Source organism: Glycomyces harbinensis (assembly GCF_900101745.1).
Taxonomy (GTDB): domain Bacteria; phylum Actinomycetota; class Actinomycetes; order Mycobacteriales; family Micromonosporaceae; genus Glycomyces; species Glycomyces harbinensis.
In genome coordinates, this window is sequence record NZ_FNAD01000005.1 from 43,489 (window position 1) to 59,301 (window position 15,813).

General features: G+C 71.4%; 16 protein-coding genes and 2 tRNA genes. 9 read left to right on the forward strand and 9 right to left on the reverse strand.

Features of this window, described 5'->3' with window-relative positions:
* Positions 1–34 precede the first annotated feature (34 nt).
* The gene (locus BLQ63_RS10125; RefSeq protein ID WP_091032927.1) at positions 35–1,678 is read left to right on the forward strand and encodes an ABC-F family ATP-binding cassette domain-containing protein; all 1,644 of its coding nucleotides are present in this window, start codon (positions 35–37) and stop codon (positions 1,676–1,678) included.
* A 12-nt stretch (positions 1,679–1,690) separates the two neighbouring features.
* Here BLQ63_RS10125 and BLQ63_RS10130 read toward each other — a convergent pair whose 3' ends face one another.
* The 4 genes from BLQ63_RS10130 to BLQ63_RS10145 form a co-directional block, all read right to left on the reverse strand.
* The gene (locus BLQ63_RS10130) at positions 1,691–1,879 is read right to left on the reverse strand and encodes a ferredoxin (protein WP_091032929.1); all 189 of its coding nucleotides are present in this window, start codon (positions 1,877–1,879) and stop codon (positions 1,691–1,693) included.
* A gap of 11 nt (positions 1,880–1,890) precedes the next feature.
* Complete coding sequence (locus BLQ63_RS10135) at positions 1,891–3,111, reverse strand: cytochrome P450 (RefSeq protein ID WP_091032933.1); 1,221 nt, start codon at positions 3,109–3,111, stop codon at positions 1,891–1,893.
* A 140-nt stretch (positions 3,112–3,251) separates the two neighbouring features.
* The gene (locus tag BLQ63_RS10140) at positions 3,252–4,079 is read right to left on the reverse strand and encodes an HAD family hydrolase (RefSeq protein ID WP_091032941.1); all 828 of its coding nucleotides are present in this window, start codon (positions 4,077–4,079) and stop codon (positions 3,252–3,254) included.
* A 55-nt stretch (positions 4,080–4,134) separates the two neighbouring features.
* The gene (locus tag BLQ63_RS10145; RefSeq protein WP_091032946.1) at positions 4,135–4,989 is read right to left on the reverse strand and encodes an HAD family hydrolase; all 855 of its coding nucleotides are present in this window, start codon (positions 4,987–4,989) and stop codon (positions 4,135–4,137) included.
* Between the two features lie 130 nt (positions 4,990–5,119).
* Between BLQ63_RS10145 and BLQ63_RS10150 the strand changes: the two genes are divergently transcribed.
* Positions 5,120–5,485, forward strand: coding sequence for a DUF488 domain-containing protein (locus BLQ63_RS10150; protein WP_091032949.1), 366 nt, complete (start codon positions 5,120–5,122; stop codon positions 5,483–5,485).
* A 297-nt stretch (positions 5,486–5,782) separates the two neighbouring features.
* On the opposite strand, the gene serS is transcribed toward BLQ63_RS10150, so the two are convergent.
* On the reverse strand, positions 5,783–7,045 hold the full coding sequence (serS, locus tag BLQ63_RS10155) for a serine--tRNA ligase (RefSeq protein WP_091033860.1): 1,263 nt from the start codon (positions 7,043–7,045) through the stop codon (positions 5,783–5,785).
* A gap of 66 nt (positions 7,046–7,111) precedes the next feature.
* Between serS and BLQ63_RS10160 the strand changes: the two genes are divergently transcribed.
* The 5 genes from BLQ63_RS10160 to BLQ63_RS10180 all read left to right on the forward strand — a co-directional run bounded on the left by BLQ63_RS10160 (position 7,112) and on the right by BLQ63_RS10180 (position 10,924).
* The gene (locus BLQ63_RS10160) at positions 7,112–7,453 is read left to right on the forward strand and encodes a metallopeptidase family protein (protein WP_091032952.1); all 342 of its coding nucleotides are present in this window, start codon (positions 7,112–7,114) and stop codon (positions 7,451–7,453) included.
* 345 nt (positions 7,454–7,798) lie between these two features.
* Entirely contained in the window at positions 7,799–8,188 is a 390-nt protein-coding gene (locus tag BLQ63_RS10165; RefSeq protein ID WP_091032957.1) for a TOBE domain-containing protein, read from the forward strand.
* Between the two features lie 25 nt (positions 8,189–8,213).
* A complete protein-coding gene (gene modA, locus BLQ63_RS10170; protein WP_091032961.1) occupies positions 8,214–8,972 on the forward strand; it encodes a molybdate ABC transporter substrate-binding protein in 759 nt (252 codons plus the stop codon).
* Positions 8,973–8,987: 15 nt separating this feature from the next.
* Positions 8,988–9,818 (forward strand): ABC transporter permease, encoded by an 831-nt coding sequence (locus BLQ63_RS10175; RefSeq protein WP_218125188.1) that lies wholly within the window; start codon positions 8,988–8,990, stop codon positions 9,816–9,818.
* A complete protein-coding gene (locus tag BLQ63_RS10180) occupies positions 9,815–10,924 on the forward strand; it encodes an ABC transporter ATP-binding protein (RefSeq protein WP_091032968.1) in 1,110 nt (369 codons plus the stop codon). The genes BLQ63_RS10175 and BLQ63_RS10180 overlap by 4 nt, the downstream gene beginning before the upstream one ends.
* A gap of 398 nt (positions 10,925–11,322) precedes the next feature.
* On the opposite strand, the gene BLQ63_RS10190 is transcribed toward BLQ63_RS10180, so the two are convergent.
* The 4 genes from BLQ63_RS10190 to pheA form a co-directional block, all read right to left on the reverse strand.
* Positions 11,323–12,618, reverse strand: a complete 1,296-nt coding sequence (locus tag BLQ63_RS10190) for an MFS transporter (RefSeq protein WP_091032972.1) — start codon at positions 12,616–12,618, stop codon at positions 11,323–11,325.
* Between the two features lie 66 nt (positions 12,619–12,684).
* Positions 12,685–13,521 (reverse strand): winged helix-turn-helix domain-containing protein, encoded by an 837-nt coding sequence (locus BLQ63_RS28820; protein WP_218125189.1) that lies wholly within the window; start codon positions 13,519–13,521, stop codon positions 12,685–12,687.
* Positions 13,522–13,570: 49 nt separating this feature from the next.
* Positions 13,571–14,230 (reverse strand): GOLPH3/VPS74 family protein, encoded by a 660-nt coding sequence (locus BLQ63_RS10200; protein ID WP_091032978.1) that lies wholly within the window; start codon positions 14,228–14,230, stop codon positions 13,571–13,573.
* Positions 14,231–14,329: 99 nt separating this feature from the next.
* A complete protein-coding gene (gene pheA, locus BLQ63_RS10205; RefSeq protein WP_091032983.1) occupies positions 14,330–15,250 on the reverse strand; it encodes a prephenate dehydratase in 921 nt (306 codons plus the stop codon).
* A gap of 216 nt (positions 15,251–15,466) precedes the next feature.
* On the opposite strand from pheA, the gene BLQ63_RS10210 reads away from it, so the two are divergent.
* Together BLQ63_RS10210 and BLQ63_RS10215 are read left to right on the forward strand one after the other, a co-directional pair.
* Positions 15,467–15,539: transfer RNA gene (locus BLQ63_RS10210), tRNA-Glu, on the forward strand.
* A 92-nt stretch (positions 15,540–15,631) separates the two neighbouring features.
* Positions 15,632–15,706: transfer RNA gene (locus BLQ63_RS10215), tRNA-Asp, on the forward strand.
* Positions 15,707–15,813 lie beyond the last annotated feature (107 nt).

The following is a 15,813-nucleotide window of genomic DNA, read 5'->3' on the forward strand; positions in this document are numbered from 1 at the left end:
GACGCGGCACTGTTGCGCCGCGAACAATCGGGGCATGGGATTCGTGGATCTGTCCGGCGTGCGCTACGTCCTCGGCGACGGGAGGGCGCTGTTCGACGACGTGTCCTTCCGCGTCGGCGAGGGCGCGAAGGTCGCGCTCATCGGCGCCAACGGCGCGGGGAAGACCACGCTGCTCAACATCGTCACCGGGGCCCTCGCGCCCGCGGCCGGCACCGTCGCGCACGCCGGGGGCCTGGGCGTCATGCGCCAGCTCGTCGGGATGCGGGAGGGGCTGCGGCCGCTGCGGGACCTCGCGGTGGGCCTGGCGCCGCCGAACGTCCGCGCGGTCGCCGCCCGACTGGCCGGGGCCGAGGCCCGCATGGCCGAGAAGGACGGCGAGCGGGCGCAGCTCGCGTACGCGCAGGCGCTCGCCGACTGGGGCGAGGCGGGCGGCTACGAGTTCGACGTCCTGTGCGACACCGTCGCGGTCCAGATCCTGGGCCTGCCATGGGAGTCCGTGAAGGACCGTCCGCTACGGACGCTGTCGGGCGGCGAGCAGAAGCGGTTCGCGCTCCAGCTGCTCCTGCAGGGGCGCGACGAGGTCCTCGTCCTGGACGAGCCCGACAACTTCCTCGACGTGCCGGCCAAACGCGAACTGGAGCAGGCGATCCGGGACTCGGACAAGTCGATCCTGTTCGTGTCCCACGACCGCGAGGTCCTCGCGAACGCGGCCGGGTCGATCGTCACGCTCGAGGCGGGCTCCACGTGGACCCACGGCGGCGGTTTCGCGACCTGGCACGGCGCCCGCGTCGCCCGCCACGAGCGCTTCGAGGAGCTGCGCCGCCGGTGGGACGAGGAGCACCACAAGCTGCGCGAGCTCATGCTCATGTACAAGAACAAGGCCGCGTTCAACTCCGACATGGCCTCGCGCTACCGGGCCGCGCAGACGCGCCTGCGCAAGTTCGAGGAGGCCGGGCCGCCGCCTTCGCCGCCGCGCGAGCAGCGGCTGCGCGTCAAGCTCGAGGGCGGGCGCACCGGCAAGCGGGCGGTGGTCTGCGAGCAGCTCGAGATGGAGGACCTGACGTTCCCGTTCGACCTGGAGGTCTGGTACGGCGACCGGGTGGCCGTGCTGGGCGCCAACGGGACCGGCAAGAGCCACTTCCTGCGGCTGCTCGCCCGCGGCGGCACCGACCCCGAGGGGGATCTCGGCGATCCCTCCCTGGAGCCGGTGCGCCACAACGGGACCGCGCGCCTGGGCGCGCGGGTCCGGCCCGGCCACTTCTCCCAGACCCACGAGCATCCGGAGTACGACGGGCGGACGCTGCGGGAGATCCTGTGGGACGGCGACCGCGACCGGCCCTCGCTCGACCGCTCCAAGGCCATGAGCGCCTTGAACCGCTACGAGCTCACCGATCAGTCCGAACAGGACTTCAAGACGCTCTCGGGCGGCCAGCAGGCGCGGTTCATGGTGCTCATGCTGGAGCTGTCGGGCGCGACCTGCCTGCTGTTGGACGAACCGACCGACAACCTCGACCTCGCCAGCGCCGAGGCGCTCGAGCAGGGCCTGAACGCCTTCGAGGGCACCGTGATCGCGGTGACCCACGACCGCTGGTTCACGCGCGGCTTCGACCGCTTCGTGGTCTTCCGGAACGACGGCGAGGTCGTGGAGTCGGACGAGCCGGTGTGGGACGTGCGCTGACCGGGGGCCGTTTCAGCGCAGCGTGATCGCGCCGGCCGGGCACAGGGCGGCGGCGTCGGCGATCGCGGTGTCGCAGTCCTCGGCCTCGTCGGCGAGGAGCACGACCCGGCCGTCCTCGTCGTCCTGCTCGAAGTAGTCGGCGGCGGTCAGGACGCACATGCCGGCGCCGACGCAGCGTTCGCGGTCCACTCGGATGCGCATGGTCTGCTCCTTCACCAGGTCACGGGGAGTTCGGCGACGCCGTAGAAGCTCTGGCCGGTGACGAGCGGGACCTCGTGGGCGGGCACGGCCAGCCGCAGGCCGGGGAGGCGCCCGATGAGCCCGGCGAAGGCGATGCGCATCTCCATGCGCGCCAGCTGCTGTCCGAGGCACTGGTGGACGCCGTGGCCGAACGTGAGGTGGCCCTTGGCGTCGGCGGTGACGTCGAGCCGGTCGGGTTCGATGAAGTGCGCCTCGTCGCGGTTGGCCGTCTGCACCGACACGGTGACGTACTCGCGCGCTTTGATCTGGTGCCCTTCGAATTCGAAGTCGGTCTTGACCTGCCGGATCAGTCCGGTGTGGATGATGGTGAGGTAGCGCAGGAGCTCCTCGACGGCGCCGGCCATGAGGTCGGGGCGCCCGCGCAGGAGGTCCCACTGGTCGCGGTTCTCCAGCAGGGCCATGGTGCCCAGGGCGAGCATCTTCGCGGTGGTCTCGTGCCCGGCGATGAGCAGCAGGGCGGCCATGCCGGCGACCTCCGCCTCGGACAGGTCGGGGTCGGCGGCGAGGTCGGAGAGCAGGTCGTCGGTGGGGGCGGCCCGCTTGGCGGCGGCCAGTTCGCCGAGGAAGGCGAAGAGGGCGTTCATGGCGGCCTCTTTGGCTCCGGCGCCGGCATCAATGGTGAACAGGGCGCGGGAGTCGGCTTCGAAGCGGTCGCGCCGCTCGTAGGGGACGCCGAGCAGTTCGCAGATCATCATGGAGGGCACGGGGACGGCGAACTGCGCGACGAGGTCGGCGGGCCGGGGCCCGGCGGCGAGGGCGTCGAGGCGGTCCTGGACGTGCCGTTCGATGCGCGGTTCGAGTGCTTTCATGCGCTTGACGGTGAAGACGCCGGTGAGCTTGCGGCGCAGGCGGGTGTGGTCGGGCGGGTCCATCTCGATGAACATGCCGGGGGTGGCGGGGAAGTCGCCTTCGAAGTCGGCGTAGGCCTCGATGCCGGGCATGGGGATCGGCACCTGGACGGGGCTGCCGAGGCGGGCGCTGAAGCGGGGGTCGGCGAGGACCTTGCGGGCCAGGCGGTGGCTGGTGACGAGCCAGCCCAGGTCGCCGTTGGGGTGGTAGCGCAGGCGCCGCATCTCGGCCCCGCGGTGCAGGGCCATGACGGCGGCGGGCGGGTCGAAGGGGGTCTCGCGGTCGAGCGGGATGCCGTACGGGACGGTTTCGGAAGCGGACATCGGGTCTCCTCTGGCGGGTGTTCGCGCGCGGCGCGGCCGGCGGATATCTACGTATATAGAGACTATACGTATATGCGTAGGCGCGCAATCCTCCCTCGCGAGAACTTGGGAGAACGGCGTCTGAGCTGCGGCGGAACCGGTCAGATGAGTTCGAGGAGCTCCTCGATGTACTGGGCGACCCCGTCGTCGTTGTTGCCGGCGGGGGCGATCTCGCTGGCGGCGGCCTGGACCCACGGGTGCCCGTTGGGCATCGCGACCGAGTGGCCGGCGGCCTTGATCATGGACAGGTCGTTGGTGGCGTCGCCGAAGACGAGCACGTCGCTCCAGTCGATGCCGAACTTGTCGAGCACGATCTGGATGCCGGCGGCCTTGGTGACGCCGACCGGGCAGACCTCGAGCATGCCCACGCCGGACTCGGTGACGGTGACCATGCCCGGGTCGACCACGTCCTGCGCGGCGACCAGGAGCTCGGGGCCGGTGTGGTGGTCGGACACGAAGTAGCCCTTGACCATCGGGCCGGTGAAGGCCTCTTCGCGGGGCGCGGTCTCCAGCACCACTGCGGGCCAGGGCCAGTCGGGCATGGGGTCGCCGGTGAGGTTGCGTTCGGGGTCGGCCGGTTCGGCGATGGCCCGCAGCGGGCCGACCTCGGCCTCGACCAGGCGCAGGGCCTTGTGGAGGATCGCGCCGTCGACGGAGCGGTCGGCGAGCTGGACCACCGAGTCGTCGTAGCGGCATTCGTACACGAACGCGCCCTGGGCGAGGACCAGGAAGTCCGCCGAGGGGACGTCGTTGCGGCACAGGTCGAGCAGCCGCGGCCCGCGGCCGGTCGCGCCGACGAGCATGACGCCCGCGGCGGCCAGGCGCTTGAGCGCGGCCATGGTGCGCGGCGAGACGGACTCGTCGGATCGCACGACGGTGCCGTCGAGGTCCGTGGCGACGAGCCGGGGTGCCCGGGCCAGTTGGATCATGCGTCCTCCTTGGTAGTCGCGCTGCGATCGGCAACCGCGAACCGGTTGCGTCGCTTCAGAACTCGAACCAGCGTGACAGGACCTTCGCCACGCCGTCCTCCCACACGGCGGGGGCCGTCTCGTCGGCGGCGGCCCGCACTTCGGGTTCCGCCTGTCCCATCGCGACGGCGTATCCGGCCCACGCGAACATGGTGAGGTCGTTGTGGGCGTCGCCGAAGACGACGGTGTCGGCCGATGATACGCCGTAGTACTCGGCGATGCGGGCGATGCCGGTGGCCTTGCTGACCCCGGGCGGGCCGACGTCGACCCAACCGTTGTAGCCGACTTCGACGTGGTAGTCGGCGGGGTCGAGCCCGGCGCCGTCGGCCAGGCGCATCGCGTTGGGGCAGCGCATGCCGCCGCCGTAGCGGTTGTCGGAGTCGACGCGGGCGACCAGGCGCGGGGCCGGGCGGGCCGCGAGCGCCTCGAGGGTCACCTCGCCGGCCCACTGGGCGGGGAAGTCGCGGCGGAAGCCCGCGGTGTGCCACCAGCCGTCCAGGTCCCATTCGACCGCGAACTCGACCTTCGGGTCGCTGGCGCGGAAGGCCTCGACGGCGACGCGGGCGTCGACGGTGGCCTGGTGGGAGATCTCGCCCAGGCCCAGGTCGTACTCGCCGGCGCCGTGGGAGGCGGAGACGAACCCGTCGACCAGGCCCAGGTCGGCGGCGGTGCGCACGGCGCCCCAGATGGCGCGGCCGGTGACGACCGCGACGGGGACGCCGGCCTCGCGCACGGCGCGGATCGCGTCGACCACCGCGGCGCTGGGCCTGGTCAGCTGCTGGTCGTGGTAGTCCACGACCGTGCCGTCGAGATCGACGGCGACGAGCTTCGGGGGCGTCTGCCTGAGGGCGGCCGGGGCGATGTCTGACACATGTCAACCGTAACCCCGCCGGGGTGAACGGCAGGGTACCGAGCGGTTGAACTCACGCCGCTGCGCTGGTGACAACCCGCAATCACACCAAACCCACCCATCGCGTCGGCTTCCGGCATACGGTTCGTCTATGGGCGAGATCACGATCGAACGCGTCTACGACTACCGCCGGGACCCGCAGCGGGACGGGACGGTGTTCCTGGTCGACCGGCTGTGGCCGCGAGGGGTCTCCAAGGAGGACCTCGAGGGGGTCACCTGGGCGCAGGACGCCGCGCCGTCGCCGAACCTGCGGATCTGGTTCGGCCACATGGCCGACCGCTTCGAGGAGTTCACCGGCCGATACCGCAGCGAACTCGACGGCCACCCCGAGCGCGCCCAGCCGCTCCTCGAAGCGGCCGAGGCGGGCCCGGTCACCCTCCTCTACGCCGCCAAAGACCCCGAGGTCAACCACGCCCTGGTCCTGAAAGCGTGGCTCGAAGAGCAGCAGACCGCCTAGAGGGCCCGAAACTGTCGGACCCCCGTGGCAGGGTTCTTGAACCGGGGGCCCAACGGACCGCCTCCGTTGGCTCTGCCCCTGCCCGAAAACCAGGCCGAAAGGTGAGCGCCACTTGCTTTGCGCTGTCGGCGATTGCGGCCCGCAGTCTGGCCGAGAATGTCGGACCCCTGTGTCACGGTCGTTGAACCGGGGGCCCATCGGACCGCCACCGCCTGCTCTGACCCTGCCCGAAAACCGGGAGCGGCCCGCCGACTTCGCAGTCGGCGGGCCGCTTCGCGTCTTCGGCAGGTCGGGCGCTTACGCCTTCTTCGGTTCGATGACGTCCTTGCCCAGGAAGGGCTGGAGCGCCTTCGGGACCGCCACCGACCCGTCGGGCTGCTGGTGGTTCTCCAGGATCGCCACCAGCCAGCGCGTGGTGGCGAGGGTCCCGTTCAGGGTCGCGGCCACCGCGTTCTTGCCCTGCTCGTCGCGGTACTTCACGTTCAGGCGGCGGGCCTGGAAGGTGGTGCAGTTCGAGGTCGAGGTCAGCTCCCGGTACCGGCCCTGGGTCGGCACCCACGCCTCGCAGTCGAACTTGCGCGACGCCGACGTCCCGAGGTCGCCCGCGGCGACGTCGATGACCCGGTAGGGCAGCTCCATCTTCTGCAGCATCTGCTCCTCATAGGACAGGAGCTTCTCGTGCTCGGCCGCGGCGTCCTCGGGGCGGCAGAACGCGAACATCTCGACCTTGTCGAACTGGTGGACGCGGATGATCCCCCGCGTGTCCTTCCCGTACGACCCCGCCTCGCGCCGGAAGCACGAGGACCAGGCCGCGTAGCGGCGCGGCTGCATCAGCTCGCCCAGGTTCTCCCCCGAGTGGTACGCCGCCAGCGGCACCTCCGAGGTGCCGACCAGGTACATCTCGTCGCGTTCGAGGTAGTAGATCTCGTCGGCGTGCTCGCCGAGGAAACCCGTGCCCTCCATGGCTTCCGGGCGCACCAGCACCGGCGGGATCATCGGCGTGAAGCCGGTCTCGACGGCCTGCTGGATGGCGAGGTTGAGCATGGCGAGCTGGAGCAGCGCGCCGTCGCCGGTCAGGTAGTAGAAGCGCGCGCCGGAGGTCTTCGCGCCGCGCTCGGTGTCGAGCAGGCCCAGCGCGGTCCCGATCTCGAGGTGGTCGCGGGGGTCGGCGATGTCGCGCTTCTCGCCGACCTCGCGCAGCACGATGTAGTCGTCCTCGCCGCCGGCCGGGGCGCCGTCGGCCACCAGGTTCGGCAGCGACTTCGCGGCGGCGTCGAACGCCGAAGCGGTCGCGGTGACCCGCAGCTCGGCGGCCTTGACCTCCTCCGAGAGGGTCTTGGTGCGCTCCAGTAGCGCCTGCTTCTCCTCGGGGCCGGCCCCGGCGATCCGCTTGCCCAGGCCCTTCTGCTCGGCGCGGAGGGTCTCGAAGGACTGGAGGGCGCTGCGGTGCTCGGCGTCGGCGGACAGCAGGGAGTCGACGGCGTCGGCGGACGCGCCCCTCTTGCGCTGGCTGTCGCGGTAGGCGTCCGGGTCGTCTCGCAGTGCTCGCAGATCAATCACGCCCATCAGATTACCGGCCGGGTCTGTGCGCCTTCGAGCGCATATTGTGGGCGTGTGGCGGTAGATATGGACGAGACGGACTTCGAAGCGGCGGTGGCCGACGCGTTGGACGCGGTACCGGTCGAGTTGATGGCGATGCTCGACAATGTGGCGATTCTGGTCGAGGACGAACCCGAAGGGACCGAGAAGGAACTGCTCGGTCTCTACCAGGGGACGGCGCTGACCGACCGCGGCTGGGAGTACGGCGGAGTCCTGCCGGACACGATCACGATCTACCGCGGCCCGACGCTGCGCATGTGCTCGAGCCCCGAAGAGGTGATCGAGGAGGTCGCGGTGACAGTGGTGCACGAGATCGCCCACCATTTCGGCATCGAGGAGGCCCGCCTCCACGAACTCGGCTGGGGCTGAGCCGGGCCGTATCAGGGGCAGCGCGGAGCGGGCTTTTCGGCCGGGTCTCCCGCCGTATTCGCGGGCCCCCGGTTCAACGACCGTGACACAGGGGTCCGACATTCTCGACCGGGCTGCGGGCCGGAATCGCCGACAGCGCAAAGCAAGTGGCGCTCACCTTTCGGCCTGGTTTTCGGGCAGGGGTCGAGCCAACGGAGGCGGTCCGTTGGGCCCCCGGTTCAAAAACCCTGCCATGGGGGTCCGACATTCCGGTGGCCGCACTCTCGGGGGAAAATCCCCGTCAAGCTCGTAAATACTAGGATTTTCAGGCTTCCATGCTCGCATTCGCGAGGTTACGATGTGTGAGTGACGACCTTTCGGATCGGGGAGGCCGCCGAGTTGCTCGGCGTCTCGGCCGACACCCTGCGGCGCTGGATCGACGGCGGGCGCCTCGACGCCGATCGCGACGAGCACGGCCACCGCACCATCACCGGCGCCGACCTCGCCGCGTTCGCGCGCGAGCGCGCGGCCGCCCCCGACGCCGGGGCCGGGTCCTCCTCGGCCCGCAACCGCCTGCGCGGCATCGTCACCGCGATCGTCAAAGACCAGGTCATGGCCCAAGTCGACCTCCAGGTCGGCCCGTTCAGGGTCGTCTCCCTCATGAGCCGCGAAGCCGTGGACGAACTCGGCCTCGAAGTCGGCTCGCTGGCGACCGCCGTCGTCAAGTCCACCAACGTCGTCGTCGAACGCCCCTGACCGGCCCTCCCCGTTCGGAGTCACCATGCGCGCCAAGCCCGTCCTCGCGACCGCCGCAGCCGCGCTCGCGCTCGCCACCTTCACCGCCTGCGGCGGCGACACCGCGACCGACGACGGGGCCGCCACCCTCACCGTCTTCGCCGCCGCCTCCCTCACCGAATCCTTCACCGAGATCGGCGACCGGTTCGAGTCCGAACACGACGGCGTCACCGTCGAGTTCAACTTCGCCGGATCCTCCGACCTCGCCGCCCAGATCACCGAAGGCGCCCCCGCCGACGTCTTCGCCTCCGCCGACCAGAAGAACATGGACAAGGCCGTCGAAGCGGGCGCCGCCGACGACCCGCAGACGTTCGCGCTCAACCAGCTCGTCATCGCCGTCCCCGAAGGCGACCCCGACGGCGTCACCGGCCTCGCCGACCTGGCCAGCCTCACCTTCGCCGCCTGCGCGCCCGAAGTCCCCTGCGGCGCCGCCGCGCAGACCGCCATCGACGCCTCCGGCACCGACCTCACCCCGGTCACCTACGAAGCCGACGTCAAGGCCACCCTCCAGAAACTCACCCTCGGCGAAGTCGACGCCGCCCTCGTCTACCGCACCGACGCCATCGCCGCCGACGGGGACGTCGACGCCGTCGAGTTCCCCGAATCGGCCGAAGCCGTCAACGCCTACCCGATCGCAGCCCTCACCGACGCCCCGAACGCCGACCTCGCCGCCGACTTCACCGCCTTCGTCCTCGCCGACGACGCCCAGGCGATCCTCGGCGCCGCCGGATTCCAGCAGCCGTAGCCCATGAGGAACGCCATGCCCGCCAAGCAGACCCGGCAGCGCCCACCACGGCGCACCCGGCGGCGCCGCCGCATCCCCGCCGCACTCCTGGTCCCCGCCGTCGCGGGCCTGGCGTTCCTCATCCTGCCGCTCGCCGGCCTCCTCGCCCGCGCCCCCTGGACCGAACTCCCCTCCCGGCTCGCCGAACCCGACATCCTCGCGGCCCTGCGGCTGTCACTGATCACCGCGACCGCCGCGACCGCCCTGTCCCTGCTCTTCGGCGTCCCCATCGCCTGGCTCCTCGCGCGCGGCGACTTCCCCGGCCGGGGCCTCCTGCGCGCCCTGGTCACCGTCCCGCTCGTCCTGCCGCCCGTCGTCGGCGGCGTCGCGCTGCTGCTCGTGTTCGGCCGCAACGGCATCATCGGCGCATGGCTGTACGAGCGGTTCGACATCACGATCCCCTTCACCACGACCGCGGTCATCCTGGCGATGACGTTCGTGTCCATGCCGTTCCTAATCGTCTCCGTCGAAGGCGCGCTCCGCGGCGCCGACGCCCGATTCGAAGAGGCCGCCGCGACCCTCGGCGCCGGGCGATGGACCGTGTTCACGCACGTGACGCTCCCGATGATCGCACCGGGCGTCCTCGCCGGGGCGGTCCTGTGCTGGGCGCGGGCCCTCGGCGAATTCGGGGCCACGATCACCTTCGCCGGCAACTTCCCCGGCCGCACCCAGACGATGCCCCTCGCCGTCTACCTCGCGCTGCAATCCGACCTCGAAGCCGCGATCGTGCTCAGCCTGATCCTCCTGGCGGTGTCGGTCGCGGTGCTCGCGAGCCTGCGCGACCGCTGGACGGGGGCCGTCGCATGAACGAACCGGAACCGGCAGGCGATCGCAGCACCGCGACCGAGGGCCTGGACGCGCACCTCGTGGTCGACCGCGGCGACTTCCGCCTCGACCTGCGCCTGCACGTCGCACCCGGAGAGACCGTGGCCCTACTGGGGCCCAACGGGGCCGGGAAGACCACGGCGCTGCGGGCGCTGGCCGGGCTCCAGATCCTCACCGACGGGCACATCGCCCTCAACGGCGAAAACCTCGACCAGCCCGGCACGCGAGGAGCCCAGCGGCCCCGCTGGGTGCCGCCGGAGCACCGCCGGATCGGCGTGGTCTTCCAGGACTACCTGCTGTTCCCGCACCTGAACGCGATCGACAACGTCGCGTTCGGACCCCGGCGCCGGGGCACGGGCCGGGCCGAGGCGCGAGCGCTCGCCGCGGGCTGGCTCGACCGGGTCGGATTGGGGGAGTTCGGGAAACGCCGTCCCGGACAGCTGTCGGGGGGTCAGGCGCAGCGGGTGGCGCTGGCGCGGGCACTGGCGACCGATCCGGCGCTGCTGCTGCTCGACGAACCGCTCGCGGCACTGGACGCTCGGACCCGGTTGGACACGCGAGTCGAGCTCCACCGGCATCTGGCGGTGCACGCGGGGGCGGCGGTGCTGGTGACGCACGATCCGGTGGACGCGCTGATGCTCGCCGACCGGCTCGTGGTCGTCGAGGAGGGGCGGGCGGTCCAGGAGGGCGACGCCGAAGCGGTCACGGCCCGGCCGCGCACGGACTACATCGCCCGCCTGGTCGGGTTGAACCTGTACCGCGGCACGGCGTCCGGAACGACCGTGCGGTTGGCGTCGGGGGCGGCGCTGACGACCGGCGAGGCCCTGGAAGGCGAGGCCTTCGCGGCGTTCTCCCCGAGCGCGGTGGCCCTGTTCCGTGAGGAACCCGACGGGAGTCCGCGGAACACCTGGCGGGCGACGGTGTCGGGCGTGCACCGCCACGGCGACCACCTGCGGGTCCAGTTGGACGGTCCGCTGCGGACCGCAGCCGACGTGACCCCGGCGGCCGCCGCCCACCTGGGCCTCGAACCGGGCCAGACGGTCTGGGCAGCGGTGAAAGCCACCGAAATCCGCGCCTACCCCGCCTGACCCCGAAGGCGAGACCCAGTCACACCCGCATCGTTCTGTCACACCCTTGTGGCACGGTTATTGAACCGGGGGCCCATCGGGCCGCCTCCGTTGGCTCTCCCCCTGCCCGAAAACCGAGCACTCGCCGCCGAGCCGCCGAGCCGCCGAGCCGCCGAGCCGCCGAGCCGCCGAGCCGCCGAGCCGCCGAGCCGCCGAGCCGCCGAGCGAAAATCTCTCACCTGTTCGCGCCCGTCTACAGGCGACCGCAGGTTCGAGCGAAAATGTCGGACCCCCGTGTCACGGTATTTGAACCGGGGGCCCGTTGGACCGCCTCCGTTGGCTCTCCCCCTGCCCGCCGAAAGGCGCCGCGGCCGGAGCCGGGGCGCCCTGTCGTCGCATCCAGTCAGCACCGCACCGGATCAACGCCACCTCGCGGTAGGCGTTAACACCGCCGCGCCCACGAGGTCGCGCCCGGTCGTCGGCACGGCCCCGGCCCTGTCGGCATCGTCCTCGCGGCCGGCCCGGCGGATGACCGGCAGACACGCGATCACGATCGCGATCGACACCACGCCGACGGCCATGAAGGCCAGCCGCACGTCCATCATCGTCGACACGACCCCGCCGAGCAGGAACCCGATCAGCTGCGCCGCGTTGACCCGGCCGTTGACCGCCGCGTTCGCCCGGCCCCGGAAGGCCTCGGGCACCCGGCGGGCGATCGCGATGCCGAGCGCCGAGTTCTCCCCGGCGTTGAACATGCCGCCGATGAAGTTGAGCGGCACCAGCAGCAGCACCGAGAACAGCGGCAGCCCCTGGCCGAAGCACGCCAGCCCGACCCCGGCGAGGCACGCCATGAGCATCCACGCCAACTGCACGTCCCGTTCCATCCGGCGCACGATCGCGGCCGCGATCCAGGCGCCGGCGACCATGCCGAGGATCCAGCAGGCCTTGATGAGGCCGTACAGGCTCTCGCTCGCCCCATAGGACTCCCGCACCAGGAAGACGCTGAGGACGTTCACCGCGCACATCGCGGCGATCACCGCGCTGAGGCCGAAGACCATCGCGGTCAGCAGCCGGTCGCCGCCCAGGCGCCACGCCACGCGGCCCGCGCCGGCGTGAGCGGTGAGGTCGCGGCGCACGCCGCCGCGGCGGGTGCGGATGTCGCAGCACAGCAGCACCCGCGTCACCGCGCAAGCGGCCGCCATCCCCAGCGCGGCCCCGATCCCGTTGGCGCCGATGAGGAACCCGGCGGCGGCAGGACCGGTCGCCAGGCCGACGAGCGTGCCCGTCTGGACCATCGCGATCGCGCGCGGCAGGTCCTCGCTCCTGGCCATCACCGGCACGAGCGCGCTCACGACCGGCTGGGTGATCGCCGTGCCCGACGCGTTCAGGATGACCAGCGCGAACAGCACGTACAGGTTGTCGGTGAACGCCATCGCGACGATCGCGGCCGTCTGGAGCAGCCCCGAGGCGGCCATGAGGGTGCGGCTGTCGAAGCGGTCGGCCATGCGCCCGGTGAGCGGCGCGAGGACGACCAGGGGGAGGGTCGCGCAGATGATCAGCGCGGCGACGGCGAAGCCGCCGTACCCCTCGCTCTGGAGGCGGAGGGTGAGGGCGAAGTCGGCCGTGAACATGGCCGTTCCGGCAAGGAACGCGCAGGTCGCGGCGGTGTAGACGTCGGACCAGCGGGTCCCGTCGACGAAGGATGTGAAAGACATATTTCGAAGATACGCCTTCACAGTCAGATGCGAAAGAGGTTTTTCAGATTTTCTGAAGGAAGTTTTTCAGACTTCGCGGTCCGGGTCCGCCGCCTTCTCATCCGGACTCGCGGCCCGCTGGTCCAGGTGCGGGAAGAGACGGAACAGGTAGTTGAAGACCTCGGCGCCGTCGTCGACGTCGACGCCCTTCTCGGCCCGCTCCCGCGTGATCTCCCCGTACTCGTTCTCGAGCTCGTGGAACCGCCGAATGAACTCCCTCGCCTCCTCCATCGTCAACCGCAGCCGCCCCTGCGAGGTCACCGACGCGTCGCGGTACTTCGGATCCATCTCGAGCCGCAGGTCCAGCCAGCGCTGGAAATTGCGCTCCTGCTGGTCCGTGAACGTCTGCCCCATGGCCCGCTCGATGATCAGGTCCCCCTCCGAGGCGTTCTCCTCGGCCGAGATCGAGAAGCTGTGCAGCTTCAGGCGCCACACCCGCTCGCGGGCGTCACCGCGGCTCGGGGCCTCCTCGATGAACCCGGCCTTGGCCAGGGTGCGGAGGTGGTAGCTCATCGCGCTCGGCGTCATGCCCGCGACGTCGGCGATCTCGGTCGCGGTCGCCCCGTCGAAGCCCTGGACGCGCCGGGTGCCGAGGAAGTCGAACACCGCCATGCGCGCCGGGTGCGCCAGCGCCTTCATCCGCTCGGGGTCGGAGATCTTCTCCTGCTCCGGGAACCGCTTCCCGCGCGCCGGCGGCGTCGGCGGCGCGGGCGGCATCGGCACCGCAGGCGGCGCCAGCGCTTCGGGCGGCACCGGCCCCGCCAGCGGCGTCGGCCGCTCGGGAGGCGCCGGCGGGACGGGCGCCGACGGGGCGGACGGCCTCGTCGACCCCTCGTCCGGATGCGAAGCAGATGTTTCAGACATGGCTCAAGCTAACCACGCCGTCGGCCGTCGCCGTACGGCCGTTCCGGGATCAGCTCCCCGAATAGGTCGCGGCGCTGGCGGCGGTGGCCGCGGTGACGGCCGCCATGACCGCCGCCTGCGCGGCCTTGACCGCCGCGACGGTCGCCTCGCTCGCCCATGAGCCTTCGCTGATCGCCTTGAGCGCCTTGCGGGTCTCGGACTTCTTGCGTTCGGGGAAGACCACGCGCTCCATGTTCAGCGCGTACACCAGCGACGCGAGCGCGGCGGTCCGCACGTCCCCGGCCCGCCTGAGGTCGACCGCCGAGTTGAGCCGGAGCCGGACGGCGGCCTCGGAGCCCCGGTCGCGGGGCAGGTGGCGGCTGTACGGGAAGAGCCCGAGCGCCTTCTCGCGCTCCTCGCGCAGCAGCCCCCGCGCGGTCATGTCGGCGAGGACCCTGCGCTTGAGGCCCTTCGCGAGGCGTTCGACGGTGGACTTCGGCTTGCGCGGCTTGTCGGCCGCCAGAGCGGCGAGCGCCTCGTCGAGCACCCGTTCGCCGACCGGCGCCCGGTCGCTCACGCGCACCCTCCCGTCGGCCACCTCGACGCGTTCGGCCAGCGCCAGTTCGAGCACGACCGCCCCGGCCATCCCGAATTCCAGGTAACCGGCGCGGCTGCGTCCGGTCCTGTCGTCGTAGGCGAGCAGGACGAGTTCATCGACAAGCGTGACCATGTCCTCCAGACTAGGCCGCGCCCGCACGCCGTGGGGTCTGCGCGTGGTCCGAATCGACACGGCCGGCGCGAGGCCGGGGCGCCGCCGGGGCGGGCGGTGTCAGTTCGGGGCGCCGCCTTCGCGGAGCGCGGCGAGCCACGCGGTCGCGTCGGCGAAGTCGCCGTCGGACAGGCCCTCCGGCGGCGCCACGGGCCGGTCCGAGTGGTCCCTGGGGTAGGAGCCGAGGTAGCGCACGTCGGCGCAGATGCGGCGCAGGCCCGTGAGCGCCTCGCCCATCCGCGCGTCGGCCAGGTGTCCGGTGCAGTCGAGGAAGAACGCGTACCGGCCCAGGCCCTCGCCGGTCGGGCGCGACTCGATGCGGGTGAGGTTGATGCCGCGGATCGCGAACTCGGTGAGCACGGCCAGGAGCGCGCCGACCCGGTCGTGGTCGATGTAGACGGCCAGGGAGGTGATGTCGTTCCCGCTCGGCTCGGGCGGGGCGGTGGGGCGCACGACGTGCACGAAGCGGGTCTCGGCGCTGGAGGAGTCGCCGATGTCGAAGGCCTGCACGGGGAGTCCGGCGGCTTCGGCGGTGAACGGCGCGCACACGCAGGCGTCGAACTCGCCGTCGACGACGCGCTGGGCGGCCTGGGCGGTCGAGAGGGCCTGGTGGACGACGGCGTCGGGCAGTTCGCGGCGCAGGTAGCCGCTGACCTGCGCGAGGGCGTGGGGGTGTGAGGCGACGGTGGCGATCCGGCCGGGGGCCTTGGCCGAGGCGAGCACGAACGTCACGGGCAGTACGACTTCGCCGACGATCACGAGCGGGTCGCCGCTGACGAGTTCGTCGACGGTGACGGTGACCGTGCCCTCCTGGGAGTTCTCGAGGGGGACGAAGCCCGCGTCGACCTCGCCTCGCCGCACGGCCTCGAGGACGTCGACCTGTGAGGCCATCGGAGTGGTGGTGGCGCCCTTGGCGGCGGGCAGTCGGCGGAGCGCGGCCTCGGTGAAGGTCCCGCGCGGTCCCAGATAGGCGAACTCCATGGGCCAACGCTAGCAAGCGCGGCCGGGCCGGGGCCGCGAGCTGGGCTTCGACGCCGCGGCGGACCGCCGCTCCTGAGACCGCCGTCTCATCGGCGACCCGCCGCAGCCCGGATCGCCGCTGTCGCGTATGCTTGTCGAGCCCGAGCGGAATTCCGCGGTGGTAAGCCAATGAAATCGAATTGCGGCACTTGATGCCTCATGCCAGGATCATTGAGCGCCCCCATCGTCTAGGGGCCTAGGACGCCGCCCTTTCAAGGCGGTAACACGGGTTCGAATCCCGTTGGGGGTACAGGCCAGACGCGGCGCCGGTCACACGGCGGGCGGATGGTATAAATGAATAGGTCTAACGACCTGAGAAGGGCTCGAAAGAGTTCCGGACAAGGTCCCGTAGAGCAGCTAGGAGTGCTCGCCACCCTGTCAAGGTGGAGGTCGCGGGTTCAAATCCCGTCGGGACCGCAGTGAAAACCCCCAGGTGATCCTGGGGGTTCTTTCGTGTCCCGGGCATCTTCGGCAGCCGTCTTCGGCGTCCATATTGCTCGGGCGGCGGCCGCGCCCGGCGACGC